The sequence below is a fragment of the Burkholderia sp. S-53 genome (assembly GCF_025560745.1).
Classification (GTDB): Bacteria; Pseudomonadota; Gammaproteobacteria; order Burkholderiales; family Burkholderiaceae; genus Burkholderia; species Burkholderia pyrrocinia.
The window spans coordinates 1,663,289-1,680,985 of sequence record NZ_CP090484.1 but is presented as its reverse complement, the minus strand read 5'-3'; the positions used below and the strand labels follow the sequence as shown (position 1 = coordinate 1,680,985).

The window sequence follows — 17,697 nt, the reverse complement described above, 5'->3', positions numbered from 1 at the left end:
ATCTTGAACAGAAAATCTGTATTCCTCTGCATTGCACCGCTGTCCGCGGCGATGCTCGCCGGCTGCGGCGGCGACGATTCGGTCAGCTCCGCGCCCACGCACCTGAGCGCCGCGACGCCGGCCGCGATGGCCCAGACCTGCGACGCGCTCGCCGCGAAGCTCGCGTTTGCGAACACGTCGTTCACGTCGGTGACGACCGCGGCCGCCGGTGCGCTGACGGTGGCCGGCAAGCCGATCGCCGAGCACTGCGTGATCGAAGGGAAGATGAACGAGCGCGTGAGCGCGGTGGACGGCAAAACCTATGCGATCGGCTTCGAGATGCGGCTGCCGAAGGCGTGGAACGGCCGATTCTTTTACCAGGCGAACGGCGGGCTCGACGGCAACGTCGTGACCGCGACCGGCGAGATCGGCGGCGGCGGCCCGCTGACCGATGCGCTGAACCAGGGCTTCGCGGTGATCAGTTCGGATTCCGGGCACAGCGCCGCGCAGAACCCGCTGTTCGGCCTCGATCCGCAGGCGCGGCTCGACTACGGCTACGGCGCCGTCGATGCGCTGACGCCGATGGCGAAGCAGGTGATCCGTCTCGCGTACGGGAAGGCGCCCGACCGCAGCTACTTCGGCGGCTGCTCGAACGGCGGCCGTCACGCGATGGTCACGGCGGTGCGCAACCCGGCCGACTACGACGGCATCATCGCGGGCGATCCGGGTTTCCATCTGCCGAAGGCGGCGATCGGCGAGATGTACGGCGCACAGCAGTTCGCGAAGATCGCGTCGGCGACCGGATCGAACGGGCTGCCGGATATCCGCAGCGGCTTCACCGACGCGGAGCGTCAGTTCGTCGGCGCGAAGATCCTCGACAAATGCGATGCGCTCGACGGCGCGGCCGACGGGATGGTGCAGGACGTCGCCGCCTGCCAGGCGCACTTCAGCGTCGAGACGGACATCCCGACCTGCGCGAACGGCACGCGCACCGGCGCATGCCTGACAACCGCGCAGAAAACCGCGCTCGAAAACGTGTTCGCGGGTGCGCGCAACAGCGCGGGCACGGCGCTCTACGCGAGCTTTCCGTACGATCCGGGCGTGGCCGGCGGCGGCTGGGCCGCGTGGAAGCAATCGAATTCCATCACGCTCGATCCGGCCGCGATGGCGTTCACGTTCATGTCGCCGCCGAAAAGCACCGCGACGCTCGCGAACCTGCCCGGTTTTGCGCTCGGCTTCGACATGGACAACGATGCGCCGGCGATCTTCGCGACCAACGGCACCTACACGCAATCCGCGTGGTCGTTCATGACGCCGCCCGACGAGACCAACCTGTCCGCGCTGAAGTCGCGCGGCGCGAAGCTGCTCGTCTATCACGGCACGGGCGACCCGGTGTTCTCGTCCAACGACACGACCGACTGGTACCAGCGGGTCGCGCAGGCGAACGGCGGCGATGCGTCGGATTTCGCGCGCTTCTATCCGGTGCCGGGGATGAACCACTGTGCGGGCGGGCCGGCGGCCGACCAGTTCGACATGCTGACGCCGCTCGTCGCGTGGGTCGAGCAGGGGCAGGCGCCCGCCGCGATCGTGGCTGCCGCGCGCGACGCGACGAGCGCGGTGCCGAATGCGGACGTGCCCGCGTCGTGGGGCGCGGGGCGTACGCGCCCGCTGTGCCCGTATCCGCAGGTGGCACGCTACAACGGCTCCGGCGACGTGAATTCGGCGGCGAGCTTCAGTTGCCGCTGACGTAGCCGTCGATGGGATGCGGCCGGCGCGTGCAGTCGCGCGCCGGCCGTTTCATTGGGGCACTCATTCGCCGGGTTCGACCGGCACCTCGAGCCCGACCTTCACGCGGCTCATGCTTACCAGCGTCTTGAACCGCTTCACGTTGTTGTTCGCGAAGAACAGCTCGCGCGTGAGCGCGTTGTACTGATCCATGTTGCGCACGGCGAGGATCAGCACGAAATCCCATTCCCCCGTCACGTAGTAGCACTGCTGGATCTGCGGGCACCGCTCGAAGGTTCGCTTCATCGCGTCGAGCTGGTCGATCTGCTCGCTCTCGACCTCGACGTTCACGACGATCGTCAGCGGATGATCGACCTTGTCCGGCGCGACGACGGCCGTATAGCGCTCGATCACGCCGTGTTCCGCGAGACGCTTCAAACGCCGGTTCACGGCCGCCGTCGACAGGTTCACGCGTGCGCCGAGTTCGCTTTGCGGCGTCTGCGCGTCGCGCTGCACTTCCATCAACAGCTTGCGATCGAACGCATCGAGTGGGGTCGTCATGATGGTGCGCGAAACCTCGAAAGAATGAGAAATTTTTGCGTCCGGGCAGCCGAATTGGCGATTTTGTTGACCGGCATGCGCAATATTATTTTCGGACCGACGGCGAACGCAACCCGCGCTTGCCCGATCCGACCCACCCGACGGACCGCGGGCGCGGTCCTGCTCCGGAGCCTTTCGCCATGCTGATCGCCAATCCCCGCGCGTCGCGCGCCGCCTATCCGAACGCGCTGCGCCGCGTGATGAACATCGCGTCCGCCGACGAAAGCGGCGCGTGGCTGTCGCACTGGCCGCTCGTCGGCAACGCGCGTACGCCGCTGCGCGCGCTGCCGGACCTCGCCGCGCGGCTCGGCGTCGCGAGCGTCAGCGTGAAGGACGAGTCGTGCCGCTCGCCGCTCGGCAGCTTCAAGGCGCTCGGCGCGCCGATCGCGCTGGTGCGGCTCGTGAAGCGCCTGCGGCGCACCCACGATCTCGATCCGCAGGGGCTGGTTACCGGCCGCTACGCAGCGCAGCTGGCCGACCTGACGGTGATCAGCGCGACCGACGGCAATCATGGCCGCGCGCTGGCCGCCGCCGCGCGCGCGATCGGCTGCGGGTGCGTGATCGTGCTGCACGCGAACGTCGACGCCGAGCGCGAACGCGCGATCTCGGCGTACGGCGCGCGGATCGTGCGCATCGCGGGGAACTACGACGAGTCGGTCGTCTGCGCGGCGCAGCTGGCGCAGGCGAACGGCTGGTACGTCGTGTCGGATACGTCGTACGACGGCTACGAAGCGATTCCGCGCGACGTGATGCAGGGTTATGGCGTGATCGCCGCCGAGGCCGCCGCGCAGGCGGCGCAACACGATGGGCGGCCGTTCACGCACGTGTTGCTGCAGGGCGGCGTGGGCGGCCTTGCCGCGGGCGTCGCGAGCTACCTGTGGGAGCGAGACGGCGCGCAGCGGCCGCATTTCATCGTCGTCGAGCCGCGCCAGGCCGACTGCCTGTACCAGAGCGCGCTCGCGGGGCGCGCGGCGAAGGCGACCGGCAGCGTCGATTCGGTGATGGCCGGGCTCGCGTGCGGCGAGGCGTCGCCGCTCGCATGGGATTTCCTCGAGCTGTGCATCGACCATTTCATGCTGATCGACGATGAAGACGCAGTGCACGCGATGCGCGGCCTCGCGGCCGGCAGCGCACGCGACGTGCCGCTCGTCGCCGGCGAATCGGGCGCGGCCGGCATCGCGGGGCTGGAAGTGCTGATGCGCGACCCGGCGCTCGCGCGACAGGCGGGGCTCGACGCGAGTTCGCGCGTGCTGGCGATCAATACGGAAGGCGCGACGGCGCCGTCCGTGTACCGGAACTGCGTCGGCGACACGGCCGACGCGGTGCTCGCGCGGCAGCGCGACTGGCTGAACCGCGCGGCAGTCGCGGCCTGAACGACACCACGACCGACGAGGCAAGCGCAATGAACACGATCGACGCAATCGAAGCAAGCACGCTGCAGGGGCGACTGCAGACCTGGCGCCGCCATCTGCACCAGTTTCCGGAGACGGGTTTCGAAGAGATGAACACGTCGGACTACGTCGCGCGCATCCTGACGACGCTCGGGCTCGACGTGCATCGCGGCATCGGCGGCACGGGGCTCGTCGCGAACCTGACGGCCGGTACGGGCCAACGCGCGATCGGCATCCGCGCGGACATGGACGCGCTGAACATCGCCGAGCACGCGCCGGGCCGCGAACACGCGTCGCGCACGCCCGGCAAGATGCATGCGTGCGGGCACGACGGCCACATGTCGATGGTGCTCGGCGCCGCGCAGCTGCTGGCCGAACGCAAGGATTTCGACGGCACGGTGCGCTTCATCTTCCAGCCGGCCGAGGAACATGGCCGCGGCGCGAAGGCGATGATGGCCGACGGGCTGTTCGAGCGCTTTCCGGTCGACGCGATCTTCGGCGCGCACAACATGCCGGGCATGCGCGCCGGCACGTTCTCGACGCGCGCGGGCGGCATCATGGCGAGCGAAGACAATTTCGTGATCCGGATCGGCGGGCGCGGCACGCATGCGGCGCGTCCGCACATGGGCATCGATCCGATCGTGATCGGCTCGCAGATCGTGCTGGCGCTGCAGACGATCGTGTCGCGCAATCTCGATCCGGGCCAGCAGGCCGTGATCTCGTGCACGGAATTCATCACCGACGGGCTGCGCAACGTGCTGCCGTCGACCGTGACGATCAAGGGCGACACGCGCAGCTATTCGCGCGACGTGCAGGCGCTGCTGGAAACGCGGATGCGCGAGATCAGCGAAGGGATCTGCCGTGCGCATGGCGCGACCTGCACGTTCGACTACACGCACGAGTTCGCGCCGACGGTGAATTCTCCGGAGTGGGTCGACACGGCCGTGCAGGCCGCGGCGCACATCGCAGGCGCCGATGCGGTGAGCGCCGACGTGCAGCCGATGATGATCTCCGAGGATTTCGGCGCGTTCCTGCAGGCCGTGCCCGGCAATTTCGTGTTCATCGGCAACGGCGAAGCGGCCGGTCGCGGCGGCGTGCCGCTGCATAACGCGACGTACGATTTCAACGACGAGATCCTGCCGGTCGGCGCGCGTTATTTCGCGGAAGTGGCGCGGCGCGCATTGCGGGCCGCGTAGCGGGCGTTCTTCGGGCCTTCGGGCCGTCAGGCCCTCAAGCCCTCAACCCATCACGCTTCGGCCGCCCGCCTGTCCGGCGCGTCGGCCGTACCCGTGCGATCGAGGATCGCGAGCACCTCGCGCGCGGTGTTCTCGGAATGGCTGCGCAGCACCTGCGGCAGCACCGCGTGGTCGGGATCGGCGAGCGCGGCCATGATGTCTTCGTGCTCGTGCAGCGATTCGGCCCAGCGCAGCGAGTCCGTGTTCGCGGCGCCGCGCGCGCGGTGCACCTTCGACATCAGCGACGCATAGATGCCCGACAGCACGGGGTTGCCCGCCGCGTCGACGATCATCTGGTGGATCTGCTGGTTCAGCCGGAAATATTCGACGCGCTTGCCGGCCTCGTGGCACTCGACCATCCGCCGGTGCTTCGCCTGCAGCGCGGCGAGCGTCGACGCGCCGATACGCTTGCGCAGCAATTCGCCCGCCATCGCCTCGAGCCCGTGCAGCAGCTCGAACGTCGCGACCAGGTCGTCGATGTCGATCGACGCGACGCGATAGCCGATGTACTGGCGATGCGTGACGGCTCCTTCCGCGACGAGCACCTTCAGCGCTTCGCGCAGCGGCGTTTTCGACACGTCGAACGCGAGGCTGAGTTCCTTTTCGTCGATCCGCGCGCCGGGCGGCAGTTCGCCCTCGTCGATCATCACGCGCAGGCGCGCGGCGATCTCCGCGGCCATGCCGCGCGTGCGCAGAAGCAGGGGATTGCGGGGTGTCTGGCTCATGATGGGTGCAAGCTTATCACGATATCGGGGCCAGCCGTGCCGTTGGTAGCGTAAACACAATTTCAATAAAACCAAGCGTTTACACCATGTGTAATTATAAATTTCTAATCCTATACTCGGCTCAACGTTGCGCGACGTCCCGACCATCCTCGTTCACTCCTGGAGTCCGTCCATGTCTTCAACCTCCGGTGTCGCCGCCATGACGGTCGGCAAATCCGCCGTCCGCTGGAAGATATTCGTCGTCATGCTGAGCCTCATCGCGATCAACTACGTCGATCGCGCGTCGCTGTCCGTCGCCATGCCTTACATCTCGCAGGAGTTCAATATCGGACCCGCGATGGAGGGTCTGATCCTCAGTTCGTTCTTCTGGACCTACGCGGTGATGCAGATCCCGGGCGGGATGCTGGCCGACCGGTTCAAGCCGCGCATCGTGATCGCGCTGGCGACGGTGTTCTGGGGCTTCTTCCAGGCGATCGCCGCGCTGTGCACGAGCGCGCCGGCGCTGCTGCTCACGCGCCTCGGCCTCGGCGCGTCCGAAGCGCCGATCTATCCGGCCGGCGGCAAGCTCAACGCGATCTGGATGACGCAGACCGAGCGCGGCCGCGGCGCCACGCTGCTCGACGGCGGCGCGCCGCTCGGCGCGGCCCTGGGCGCGGTGCTGATCGCCGGGCTGATCGCGGTGCTCGGCTCGTGGCGGCTCGCGTTCGCGGTGGCCGGCGTCGGCACGGTGCTGGCCGGCCTGCTCGCATGGCGCTACATCCGCAATTCGCCGCGCGAGCATCCGGGCGTCAACGACCTGGAAGCCGAATACATCGAGGCGTCGCATGCGAGCGACCTCGCGGCCGAGCCGGCCGGCGCGTCGGGCCGTTCGCGCGACTTCTTCAAGTACCGCTCGGTGTGGTGCATGTTCTTCGGCTGGATGTGCTTCAACAGCGTGTTCTACGGGCTGCTCACGTGGATGCCGAACTACCTGCACAAGGTGCACGGCTTCGATATCAAGCAGATGGGCGGCTCGACCTTCATCATCTTTTTCAGCGGCTTCGTCGGCGAACTGCTCGGCGGCTGGATCGCCGACAAGTGGAAGGCCGCGGGCGGCCGCCCGAACGTCGTGATGCGCACGCTGTTCGGCATCGCCGCGGTGATCGCCACCGTGTCGATCTTCTCCGTCGCCTATGTGAAGGATCCGCTCGTCGTCGTCGCGCTGCTGTCGTCGACGCTGTTCTTCCTGCGCTGGTGCGGACTGTACTGGTGCATCCCGTCGTCGCTCGGCACGCGCAACAAGATCGGCTTCCTCGGCGGGCTCATGAACCTCGGCGGCAACATCGGCGGCATCACCGTGCCGATCCTCGTCGGCGCGATCGTGCAGTTCACCGGCTCCTATTTCCTCGCGCTGATGGTGTTCGCGGCGGCCGGCGTTGGCCTGCTCGTGTGCTCCAGCGCAATCGACTACGAAAACAAGCTCCCCGTCTGACCGGCCCCTTTCACCGCATTTACCGCATTCACCGCTTTCACTGGTAGAGAGACTCATCATGAAAAAACGCACCCTGCTCGGCATGCTGACGCCGTCCTCCAACACCTCGCTCGAACCGCTGACGAGCGCGATGGTCGCCGGCCTGCCGGGCGTGTCCGCGCACTTCGCGCGCTTCCCCGTCACCGAGATCTCGCTGACGGGCCAGGCGCTCGGCCAGTTCGACGACGACAAGATCATCCAGGCCGCGATGCTGCTGGCCGATGCGAAGGTCGACGTGATCGCATGGAACGGTACGTCGTCGGGCTGGCTCGGCTTCGAGGCCGACGAGCGGCTGTGCGAGCGCATCACCGCGGCGACCGGCATTCCGGCCACGACCTCCGTGCTCGCGCTCAACGAGATCCTGAACAAGACGAACGCGCACGAGTTCGGCCTCGTCACGCCGTACCTCGACGACGTGCAGACGAAGATCGTCGACAACTATCGCCGCTCGGGGCTGGACTGCATCGCCGAGCGCCACCTGAACCTGAAGGTCAATTTCTCGTTCTCCGAAGTAACGGGCGACCAGATCGGCGGGATGGTGCGCGAAGTCGCGAAGGCCGGCCCGCGCGCGATCTCGATCTTCTGCACGAACCTGAACGCCGCGCATCTGGTGCCGGCGCTCGAGGAAGAGACGGGCATCCCGATCTACGACACGATCTCGACCGTCGTGTGGAAGTCGCTGCAGCTCGCCGACTACGACACGCGGCAGGTCAAGGGCTGGGGACGTCTCTTCAGCGAAGTGATCTGAGGCGCGCGCCATGTCGAACGATCTCGATTTCGTGATCCGTCACGCGGACGTCGTGACGGCATCGGACCGGTTCTCGTGCGACATCGGCATCCGCGCGGGGCGCGTGGCGATGCTCGGCCACGGGCTGCCGCGCGCGCCGCGCGAGCTCGATGCGGCCGGGATGCTCGTGATGCCGGGCGGCGTCGATGCGCACTGCCATCTCGACCAGCCGATGCCCGACGGGCTGAAGATGGCCGACGATTTCCTGTCCGGCACGCGCTCGGCGCTGTGCGGCGGCACGACCACCGTGATCCCGTTCGCCGCGCAGGCGAAGGGGCAGTCGCTGCAGGCGGCCGTCGACGACTATCACCGGCGCGCCGAAGGGCGCGCGCTGGTCGACTACGGTTTTCACCTGATCGTCGCCGATCCGACGCCGCACGTGCTGGCCGAGGAGCTGCCGCGGCTGATCGCGAACGGCTACACGTCGTTCAAGGTGTACATGACCTACGACGACCTGAAGCTGAACGATCGCCAGATGCTCGACGTGCTGTCGGTGGCGCGCGAGCACGGCGCGCTCGTGATGGTGCACGCGGAGAACTCGGACTGTATCGGCTGGCTCACCGAGCGGCTGCTCGGCGACGGCCACGTCGCGCCGCATTTCCATGCGCATGCGCGGCCGGCCGTGGTCGAGCGCGAGGCGACGCATCGCGCGATCGCGTTCGCGGAACTCGTCGACGTGCCGATCCTGATCGTGCACGTGTCGGGCGCCGAGGCGATCGAGCAGATCCGCTGGGGGCAGTCGCGCGGCTTGCCGATCCTCGCGGAGACCTGCCCGCAATACCTGTATCTGACGGCCGCCGATCTCGGCCACGACGATCACGGCGGCTACGAAGGCGCGAAATGCGTGTGCAGCCCGCCGCCGCGCGATCCGGCGAACCAGCAGGCCGTGTGGAAGGCGCTGAAGCAGGGCGTGTTCTCGGTGTTCTCGTCCGACCATGCGCCGTTCAACTACGACGATCCGTGCGGCAAGCATCCGGGCGGGCAGGCCGTATCGTTCGACCACATTCCGAACGGGATTCCGGGGCTCGAGACGCGGCTGCCGCTGCTGTTCGACGGCGTGCGGCACGGGCGGCTGTCGCTGCACCAGTTCGTCGAGCTCACGTCGCTGCGGCCCGCGAAGCTGTACGGGCTGTATCCGAGGAAGGGGACGATCGCGGTCGGCGCCGATGCGGACATCGTCGTGTGGGATCCGGACAAGCGCGTGCGGATCGCGAATGCGTCGCTGCATCATGCGGTCGACTACACGCCGTACGAAGGGATCGAGGTGACGGGCTGGCCGCGCCATTGCCTGTCGCGCGGCGAACTGCTGGTCGAGGACGGCCGGCTGCTCGCGGCCGAGCCGGGGCGCGGGCAGTTCGTGCCGGCCGGCAAGCCGTGCCTCGATTGATGCGATGGCCCGCGCGACGCCGCGGGCGCAGGTTCCGACAGGAGCAAGAATGAGCGTTTCCCATGCAATGCGCGGCATCGCGGCCGCCGCGATCGTTGCCGGTTCGTGCGGCGGCCCGGCACTGGCGGCCGCCGGTGCGCCGCAGGACATGCCGAGCGCCGTGCCCGAATCGGTCGGCGTCGATTCGGCGCCGCTCGTGCGGATGTCGGCCTGGTTGCGCCACGACCGGATGGACGTGCGCAGCCTCGTCGTCGTGAAGGACGGCAGGATCGTGTTCGAGCGCTACGGCGACGGCCTCACGCGCGACAACAACTACGAGCTGTATTCGGTGACGAAGACGGTCACCGCGCTGCTCGCCGGCATCCTCGACGGCGAAGGCAAGCTCGGCCCGTCGACGAAGGTCGCGCCGCTGATCGCGGCCGCGCGGCCCGATCTCGCGAGCGAACTCGCGGACAAGCAGGACCTCGAGCTGCGGCACCTGATGTCGATGTCGAGCGGGCTGCGCTACACGACGCGCGAAGGCACCGATCCGCTCTACTACGATGCGCCCGACCGGCTGCGCGTCGCGGTGACGAGCCGCGCGGCGCAACCGCCCGGCGCGCAATTCGACTACATCGACGTGAACCCGGTGCTGGTCGGCACGGCCGTGTCGATCGCCGCGCGCGAGCGGGAGGACGAATTCGCGCGCAAGCGGCTGTTCGACCCGCTCGGCTTCGCGCATTACCGCTGGAGCGGCGCCGACGGCACGGGCGCGGTGGCCGGCGGCTGGGGGCTGAGGTTGCGTGCGGTCGACATGGCGAAGCTCGGGATGCTGCTGCTCGACAACGGTAGGTGGAACGGCAAGCAGGTCGTGCCGGCCGCCTGGGTCCGGCAGATGACTACGCCGTCACCGGCCGCGGCCGACTATGGCTACTACTGCTGGATCAGCCACGTGGTCGAGCACGGCACGCCCGAATTCGGCGCGATGGGCTTCAAGGGGCAGTTCATCACGGTGCTGCCCGCGCAGCGCGCGGTGGTGGTGATGACGAGCCTGCTGCCGACCGACGGCGGCCTGCGCGATGCGACCTACCTGAACCTGTATCGCAGGATGGTCAACGACTACATCCTGCCCGCGCTCACGCCGGCACAGCCGCCGGTCGAGCGCGCGGACACGACGCAGGCGCTGCGCGACGAGCTGGCGCGCAGCCGGCAGACGAAGGGGGTGCCCGGTACCGCCGCCGCGTTCAACGACGCGCCGGAAATTTGATGAGGATTGCAAACATGATTGCCGACCGGGCCGCGCGACCTGATGCGTGCGGGCCCGCGTCGCGCCTTTTGTTCGCCGGCTGCTCGCGCGGCTCGCGACGTTGCTGATCGGTGGCGGCGCGCTTGCGCCCGCGCTATCGGCGGCGCAGGCAGCCGACGCGCTGCCGCCGCTGCACGAAACGGGCATCGAGGCCGCCGCGCCGGAGGACGTCGGCGTCGATTCGCGCAAGCTCGTCGACCTGTCGCGCTGGATCCGCGAGCAGAAGCTCGACGTGTACAGCCTGCTCGTCGTGAAGGACGGCAAGCTGATCTTCGAGCGCTACGGCGCGAACGCGTCGCGCGATGCGACCTACGAGCTGTATTCGGTCACGAAGGCCGTGACGTCGCTCGTCGCGGGCATCCTGGTCGACCGCGGCGCCGTGCATCCCGACGACCCGGTGGCCGCGCGGCTCGCCGCATGGCGGCCCGACCTGGCCGGCGCGCTTGCCGACAAGCGCGATATCGCGCTGAAACACGTGCTGTCGATGTCGAGCGGCCTGCACTACGACTTCAGCCCGAAGGACGATCCGATCTACTACACCGCGCCGGACCGGCTGAAGCTTGCCGCGTCGGCGGCGCCGAAGGTCGCGCCCGGCACCGCGTTCGAGTACACCGACGTCAACCCGATCCGCGCATCGGCGATGTTGAGCGCGGCGGCCGGCGAGCCGGTCGAGCGCTATGCGCAGACGCATCTGTTCGGCCCGCTGGACATGAAGCGCGCCGCATGGGAGCGCGCCGACCGCACGGGGCTCGTGTCGGCCGGCTGGGGCTTGCGGCTGCGCGCGATCGACATGGCGAAGCTCGGCATGCTCGTGCTCGACGGCGGCCGCTGGCAGCGGCGGCAGGTCGTCCCGCAAGCGTGGGTCGCGCAGATGACGACGCCGCGCGTGTCGCCGCATTTCGGCTACTACTGGTGGATCAACAACATCGTCGAGACCGAACCCGAGTTCGATGCGATGGGCTTCAAGGGGCAATTCATCACGGTGCTGCCGAAGCGCAATGCGGTGGTCGTGATGACGGGCGTGCTGCCGGTGGAAGACGGCTTGCGCGACGCGGGGAACGTGAAGCTGTTCCGCCGGATGGTGAGCGGCTACATCCTGCCGGCGCTCGATGGCGGGGCCTCCGTGCAGGCTTCCGGCGGCGAAGCGCATGCGGCGCTCGTGCGCGAGCTCGAGTTGAGCGCGCGTGCCGAAAGCGTGCCCGGCACGCAGGTCGATCCGACGGACCTGCCGAAGTAGCGCGAGAAGCCGGCAAGGGCGCCGGATGCGCGATGTCGCTTATCGCTCGCCGTGACGCACGACGCATGACGCATGACGCATGACGCATGACGCATGACGCATGACGCAGCGGCGATGCGGCGATGCGGCGATGCGGCGATGCGGCGATGCGGCGATGCGGCGATGCGGCGATGCGTCCGACTCGCACGCATCGGCGAGTCGGACGCGGTCGCATCACGTCAAACCAGCTCGCCCAGGCAAGCGTCGAACTGCGCGACGAGTTTGTCGACATCGTCGCTCGTCGTCTGCGGGCACACGAGCATCATGTTGTGGAACGGCGTGATCAGCACGCCGCGATTCAGCAGGTACAGGTGCACGATGTGTTCGAGTTCGCTGTCGAGCTGCGCGCCGGCGAGCGTGCCGTTGCGGGGCGGCTCGGGCGCGAACTGGAATTCGGTGCGCGCGCCGATGCGCGTCACGCACCATGGCAGCCCGTGTTTCGCGATCGCCTGTTCGAGCCCGGCGGCCAGCCGCGCGGCCAGTTCGAACATGTGCGCATACGCGGCGTCGGTCGCGACTTCGGCCAGCGTCGCGCGCATCGCATGCATCGCGAGCATGTTCGCGGTGAGCGTCGTGCCGATCCCCGAATGGCCAGGCGGCGCGTTCAGCTTCGCCTGCTTCGCACGTTCCGCGAATTCCGCGCTGAAGCCGTACACCGCGCACGGCACGCCGCCTGCGATCGGCTTGCCGACCACCAGCATGTCCGGTTCGAGATCGTGCGCGACCGCGTAGCCGCCCGGGCCGCTGCTGATCGTGTGCGTCTCGTCGATCACGAGCAGCGTGCCGTAGCGGCGCGTCAGTTCGCGCGCCGTATCCCAGAAGCCCGGGTCGGGCAACACCATCCCGATGTTCGTCATCGCGGGCTCGGCGAGCACGCATGCGACATCGCCGCCCTTCAGCACTGCTTCGAGCGCGTCCAGGTCGTTGAATTCGACGACGCGCGTGTTCGCGAGCAGGTCGTACGACTGCCCGAGCAGGCTGTCGCGCTGCACGGGGCGGCCGTCGACGAGATCGACGAACACGTCGTCGACCGTGCCGTGATAGCAGCCGTTGAATACGACGATCGTGTTGCGGCCGGTGGCCGCGCGCGCCCAGCGCAGCACGAAGCGGTTCGCGTCGCTCGCGCTCAGCGCGAACTGCCAGACCGGCAGCCGGAAGCGGCGCGCGAGCTCGCGCGACACCCACGCGGCGTCCTCGCTCGGCAGCATCGTCGTGTAGCCGCGCGTCGCCTGCTCGACGAGCGCGCGTGCGACCGGTTCGGGCGCATGGCCGAACATCGCGCCCGTATCGCCGAGGCAGAAGTCGACGTAGCGATGGCCGTCGACGTCGGTGAAGGTCGCGCCGCGCGCTTCCTTCACGTACAGCGAGAACGGCGTCGACCAGTCCTGCATCCAGTGCAACGGCACGCCGAACAGCAGGTGCTCGGACGCTTCCGCGGACAGCGCGCGGGACGCCGGCATGGCTTCGGTGAACGCACGGCGCTCGCGATCGAACAGTGCGCGGGCGCGGATGAGGTCGACTCCGTGACGGGAAGGCAAGTGGGGCTCCGGGGCTGTGAAGATGGGGGAAACGATAGCGCGGGCGGCGGGGGGCTGAACAGGGGGCGGAATTACGGAGGCGGGTTGGCGGCGGGCAGGTGCCGATGTTCGGACCGGCGCGTCGGCAGGACGCGAGCCGGCGGCGGCGGCAATCGCGGCGGATGGCGAGCGGGGACGTCGCCCCGGCAAACATCGTCGATCGGTGATTTCAGTTGAAGTTTTTGCGCATAAACATACGACAACATATCTCTAAAGATGCATTTGCAGATGTGAGTGTGCGCACACATTCGACGAGTTGATTCAGTAAAAACAGGGTAAACGACAAATACGTGTCCGGCTTCGATCGCATTTAGACTGCTCTATGTAGTACGACGACGTATAAATAACGATCCGCCACCCGGCGCGTCGATACCCCATACACTGAAGGAGTGCCCATGGCCGCAAACCGCCGCCGTTCGTCTTCGCCTGTCCGCTCGCCCTCGTCGAAGCGCGTGTCGCGCCGCGCATTCATCGGCTGGACCGGCGCGCTCGCCGGCGGCGCCGTGCTCGGCGGACCGCTCGCGGCGACCCGGGCGTTTGCGGGAGGCCACATGCCCAATGCGTCGGCGGTCGACCTCGTCTGGGGCGAGCATGGCGCGGCGGCGCGCATCGCCGCGTCGCTCGCGCACGTGTCGCGGCTCGCGCTGCGCGGGCGCGATTTCGACGTGACGCACTACGGCGCGCGCCCGTGCGCGACGGTCGCGCAGACGTCGCCTTACACGAACGTCGCGAAATCGCCGGTGAGCCCGGGTTCCGAACTGACGACCGCGCCCGGCGCGTTCGATTCGCGCCCCGCGTTTCTCGCGGCGATCGATGCGTGCCGCCGTGAAGGCGGGGGGCGCGTGGTCGTGCCGTCCGGCAACTGGTACTGCGCGGGGCCGATCGTGCTGCAGAGCAACGTCACGTTCCACCTGAGCGCGAACTGCACGATCTACTTCAGCCCGAACCCGGCCGACTACGCGAAGGACGGCCCGGTCGATTGCGGCGCGAACGGCCGGCTGTACTACAGCCGCTGGCAGGCGAACGATTGCGTGAACTACGGCGCGCCCGTCTACGCGCGCAACGCGACGAACATCGCGCTCACAGGCGAAGGCCCGACGTCGGTGCTCAACGGGCAGGCGATGACGCCGTTCTCCGGCAGCGGGGCCGGCAGCGTCTGCTGGTGGACGTTCAAGGGTTCGTCGGGCGCGTACGGCGCAGCCGCGGGGGTGCCGAGCCAGGCGTATGCGAACCCGAACAACGTCGACCTGCGGATCGTCGCGCCCGCGATTCCCGACGCGCTCTATGCGCTGCTCACGTCGCCGGTCACGCCGTGGCAGCAGGACCAGAACTACCTGCCCGCGCTGTCCGAGGCCGGCGTGCCGGTCGAGAAGCGCATCTTCGGGCTCGGCCACTACCTGCGGCCATGCATGGTCGAATTCATCGGCTGCACGAACGTGCTGATGGCGAACTACCAGACGCAGAACACGCCGTTCTGGCAGCACCATCCGACCGCCTCGCGCAATGTCGTGATTCGCGGCGTGACGACCAACAGCATCGGCCCGAACAACGACGGCTTCGATCCGGACGCGTGCACCGACGTGCTGTGCGAGGACTGCACGTTCAACACCGGCGACGACTGCATCGCGATCAAGTCGGGCAAGGATCGCGACACCGAATACGGCCCCGCGAAGCGGCACCTGATCCGCAACTGCACGATGAACAGCGGGCACGGCGGCATCACGCTCGGCAGCGAGATGGGCGGCGGCGTCGAGCAGATCTATGCGACCAACCTGTCGATGCTGAACGCGAACTGGCAGACCAACCCGCTGAACATCGCGATCCGCGTGAAGACCAACATGAATCGCGGCGGCTACGTGAAGGACTTCCACGTGAAGGGCGTCATGCTGCCAAATGGCGTGACGCTGAAGGGCGGCGGCTACGGCAGCGCGCTGCTCGCGGGCAGCCCGGTCAATGCGAGCGTGCCGCTCGGCGTCGTCACGCCGTCGGCCGGCAACCCGTCGGCCGCGCAGGGCGGCATCGTCACGTTCGACTGCGATTACCAGCCCGCGAACGATGCGGTGCGCACGCGCGCGCCGGTCGTGCAGAACGTGACGATCTCGGACGTGAACGCGAGCAACGTGACGCTGAACGGCGTGACCGCGTCGTGCTTCCAGGCGATCGTCGCGCAGGGGCCGGTCGCGTTCGACTACAACGGCACGCCGCCGGTGCCGGCCGTGCAGCCGATCTCCGGCGTGACGATCAGCAACTGCGACTTCGGCACGCCGGTTGCGTCGGGTACGGCGACGGTCACGTCGCCGGGGCCGATCTATGCGTTCAACGTGAGCACGCTGACGCTGACGAACGTGACGATCGCCGGGCAGATCGTCAACACGACGATCACCGACAAGCGGTGATGGTGCGAGCAAGGGGGGGCGCGTGCGTGCGCCGGTCGATGCGCGCGCGTGACGCAAAGTTGCCCGCGCTCGAAAGCGAGCGCAGATTGCGAGCGGTGCGGCGTATCGGCGTTCGCGCTGCGCTGCCTGTCCCCGCCGCTTCACCGCGTTACGCCAGAGTCTTGACCATGTAGTGTTCGTCGTAGAACCGTCCGTCGACGAACAGCGAGCGCGGCTCCGTGCCGAACCGGACGAACCCCTGCGACGCATACAGCCGCTCGGCGTTGGCGTTGACCTCGTTCACGCACAGCATCAACTGCTTGCACTGCCACGCCAGTGCCGCGTGCGCGGTCGCGCTTTCGAGCAGCGTTTGTGCGATGCCTTGCCCGCGATAAGCGGGATCGACGAACACGCCCCAGATCGTCGCCTTGTGCGCGATCTTCACGCGCGCATCGCGGCGCACGCCGGTGATGCCGATGAGCGTGTCGCCATCGAACGCGCCGAACACGGCGCGTTCGTGGGTCGGCGTGATGCGCGTCGCGAATTCGTCGATCGGTACCTGCGATTCTTCGTCGAGCGTCGGCAGGAAAGACGTGGGCGCGGTGTCGACCGCACGCAGGCGAAGGGTCTGGAAACGGGCGGCGTCGGCCGCGTCGAGCAGGCGGGTCGTGATCGTCATCGAGGGCATTCCGGTTGGGGGACGTGCATGCCGGCGCGGGCTGCTGCGGCCGCGGGATGCATCGTGCCTATGCTAATCGGAATCCGGATGTCGCGCGGCGGCGTTCGATGCGTGTTGCATCCCGGGTGCGCGTTGCTCGTCCGAGCCGGATCGCGTCGCGCGGTCGGCGCATATCGCGCGCGGTGCGGTGCGCGTGTGACGGCAACGCGCCAGGTCCGAGCGGGCGAGCGGTGCAACGGACGAGCGATGCGTCGCGCTGGAAGCGGGCGCGAAGGCGGAGGAACGGCGGAGTACCGGCGACGCGTGATGCGCGCCGCGTCGGCACGAAGGATGAGGGTGACGTAAAACAGGCGCGCCGTCGTGCCGTACCCGCACGCGACATCAAACGCGCAACGTGCGCCCGCTCAGGTCAGCAGGCACACCGAATCGGCATCAATACCGCGACAGCTGATTGCCGTTGATCTGCACGCGGTCGCCCGGCCGCAGGTTGCCCGGCGACTGCACGTCGAACGAACGCGTCGAGCCGTCGCTGACCTGCACGTCGATCCGGTAGCTGCTCGGCGCTTGCGCGGCGCCCATCTGCTGGCCGATCTGGTTGCCCGCGACCGCGCCGCCGAGCGCGCCGATCACGGTGGCCGCTTCGCGGCCGTGACCGCGGCCGACCTGGTTGCCGAGCACGCCGCCGATCAGTGCGCCGACGACGGTGCCGGCGACGCCCGACGGGCCGACCGAGCCGTTGACCGGCTGGATGTTCGCCACCGTGCCGTACTGCGTGCCGTAGCCGTTGCCGTACTGGTTGCCGTATTGCTGTTGCTGATTGCCGTACTGGTCATACGGCTGCGACCCGTATTGCGGCTGGTTGCCGTATTGATCGTACGGTTGCTGCTGCACGTAGCCGGGTTGCGAATACGCGGGCTGCGCATAGGCGGGCGTTGCGTATTGCTGCTGCGGATAACCCGGCTGCGCGCCGTAATAACCCGGCGCGACGCAGGCGGTCAGCGGAAGCGCCGCCACGGCAACGAGCGAGGCGAACAGAACGGTCTTCGTGGTAGGCATGCGCATCAAGATGTTTCCTGCATCGGCAACGTGTTCGCCGGCGGAACCCGGAAGGGTGGCGAACTCGGCGTGAGTATAAGTAATGGCCGGATGCGCGTCCGGTGCGGCCG

The 17,697-nt window shown here is 68.2% G+C and carries 14 protein-coding genes; 9 read left to right on the top strand and 5 right to left on the bottom strand.

The features are described from left to right. Positions 1 to 3: 3 nt before the first annotated feature. Positions 4 to 1,725 (top strand): tannase/feruloyl esterase family alpha/beta hydrolase, encoded by a 1,722-nt coding sequence (locus LXM88_RS29655; RefSeq protein ID WP_262546900.1) that lies wholly within the window; start codon positions 4 to 6, stop codon positions 1,723 to 1,725. Between the two features lie 63 nt (positions 1,726 to 1,788). Here LXM88_RS29655 and LXM88_RS29650 read toward each other — a convergent pair whose 3' ends face one another. Continuing rightward, positions 1,789 to 2,265, bottom strand: coding sequence for an Lrp/AsnC family transcriptional regulator (locus LXM88_RS29650; RefSeq protein WP_262546899.1), 477 nt, complete (start codon positions 2,263 to 2,265; stop codon positions 1,789 to 1,791). Between the two features lie 179 nt (positions 2,266 to 2,444). On the opposite strand from LXM88_RS29650, the gene LXM88_RS29645 reads away from it, so the two are divergent. Beyond that, on the top strand, positions 2,445 to 3,677 hold the full coding sequence (locus LXM88_RS29645; RefSeq protein ID WP_262546896.1) for a diaminopropionate ammonia-lyase: 1,233 nt from the start codon (positions 2,445 to 2,447) through the stop codon (positions 3,675 to 3,677). A 29-nt stretch (positions 3,678 to 3,706) separates the two neighbouring features. Continuing rightward, positions 3,707 to 4,891 (top strand): M20 aminoacylase family protein, encoded by a 1,185-nt coding sequence (locus LXM88_RS29640; protein ID WP_262546894.1) that lies wholly within the window; start codon positions 3,707 to 3,709, stop codon positions 4,889 to 4,891. 50 nt (positions 4,892 to 4,941) lie between these two features. On the opposite strand, the gene LXM88_RS29635 is transcribed toward LXM88_RS29640, so the two are convergent. Continuing rightward, positions 4,942 to 5,655 (bottom strand): GntR family transcriptional regulator, encoded by a 714-nt coding sequence (locus LXM88_RS29635; RefSeq protein WP_262546892.1) that lies wholly within the window; start codon positions 5,653 to 5,655, stop codon positions 4,942 to 4,944. Between the two features lie 172 nt (positions 5,656 to 5,827). Between LXM88_RS29635 and LXM88_RS29630 the strand changes: the two genes are divergently transcribed. The 5 genes from LXM88_RS29630 to LXM88_RS29610 are packed head-to-tail and all read left to right on the top strand — an operon-like array spanning position 5,828 to position 11,861. Further along, on the top strand, positions 5,828 to 7,126 hold the full coding sequence (locus tag LXM88_RS29630) for an MFS transporter (RefSeq protein WP_262546891.1): 1,299 nt from the start codon (positions 5,828 to 5,830) through the stop codon (positions 7,124 to 7,126). 58 nt (positions 7,127 to 7,184) lie between these two features. Continuing rightward, complete coding sequence (locus LXM88_RS29625; RefSeq protein WP_262546889.1) at positions 7,185 to 7,913, top strand: maleate cis-trans isomerase family protein; 729 nt, start codon at positions 7,185 to 7,187, stop codon at positions 7,911 to 7,913. Between the two features lie 10 nt (positions 7,914 to 7,923). Then, the gene (gene hydA, locus LXM88_RS29620) at positions 7,924 to 9,339 is read left to right on the top strand and encodes a dihydropyrimidinase (protein WP_262546887.1); all 1,416 of its coding nucleotides are present in this window, start codon (positions 7,924 to 7,926) and stop codon (positions 9,337 to 9,339) included. Positions 9,340 to 9,388: 49 nt separating this feature from the next. Continuing rightward, positions 9,389 to 10,585 (top strand): serine hydrolase domain-containing protein, encoded by a 1,197-nt coding sequence (locus LXM88_RS29615; protein ID WP_262546886.1) that lies wholly within the window; start codon positions 9,389 to 9,391, stop codon positions 10,583 to 10,585. 46 nt (positions 10,586 to 10,631) lie between these two features. After that, positions 10,632 to 11,861 (top strand): serine hydrolase domain-containing protein, encoded by a 1,230-nt coding sequence (locus tag LXM88_RS29610; RefSeq protein ID WP_262546884.1) that lies wholly within the window; start codon positions 10,632 to 10,634, stop codon positions 11,859 to 11,861. A 218-nt stretch (positions 11,862 to 12,079) separates the two neighbouring features. On the opposite strand, the gene LXM88_RS29605 is transcribed toward LXM88_RS29610, so the two are convergent. Further along, positions 12,080 to 13,438, bottom strand: a complete 1,359-nt coding sequence (locus tag LXM88_RS29605) for an aspartate aminotransferase family protein (RefSeq protein ID WP_262546882.1) — start codon at positions 13,436 to 13,438, stop codon at positions 12,080 to 12,082. A 434-nt stretch (positions 13,439 to 13,872) separates the two neighbouring features. Between LXM88_RS29605 and LXM88_RS29600 the strand changes: the two genes are divergently transcribed. Further along, positions 13,873 to 15,873 carry a glycoside hydrolase family 28 protein gene (locus tag LXM88_RS29600; protein WP_262546880.1) on the top strand — a complete coding sequence of 667 codons (2,001 nt, stop codon included), beginning with the start codon at positions 13,873 to 13,875 and terminating at the stop codon, positions 15,871 to 15,873. 148 nt (positions 15,874 to 16,021) lie between these two features. On the opposite strand, the gene LXM88_RS29595 is transcribed toward LXM88_RS29600, so the two are convergent. Together LXM88_RS29595 and LXM88_RS29590 are read right to left on the bottom strand one after the other, a co-directional pair. Then, on the bottom strand, positions 16,022 to 16,531 hold the full coding sequence (locus tag LXM88_RS29595; protein WP_262546877.1) for a GNAT family N-acetyltransferase: 510 nt from the start codon (positions 16,529 to 16,531) through the stop codon (positions 16,022 to 16,024). A 432-nt stretch (positions 16,532 to 16,963) separates the two neighbouring features. After that, the gene (locus tag LXM88_RS29590) at positions 16,964 to 17,596 is read right to left on the bottom strand and encodes a glycine zipper 2TM domain-containing protein (protein WP_047902162.1); all 633 of its coding nucleotides are present in this window, start codon (positions 17,594 to 17,596) and stop codon (positions 16,964 to 16,966) included. Between the last annotated feature and the right edge of the window lie 101 nt (positions 17,597 to 17,697).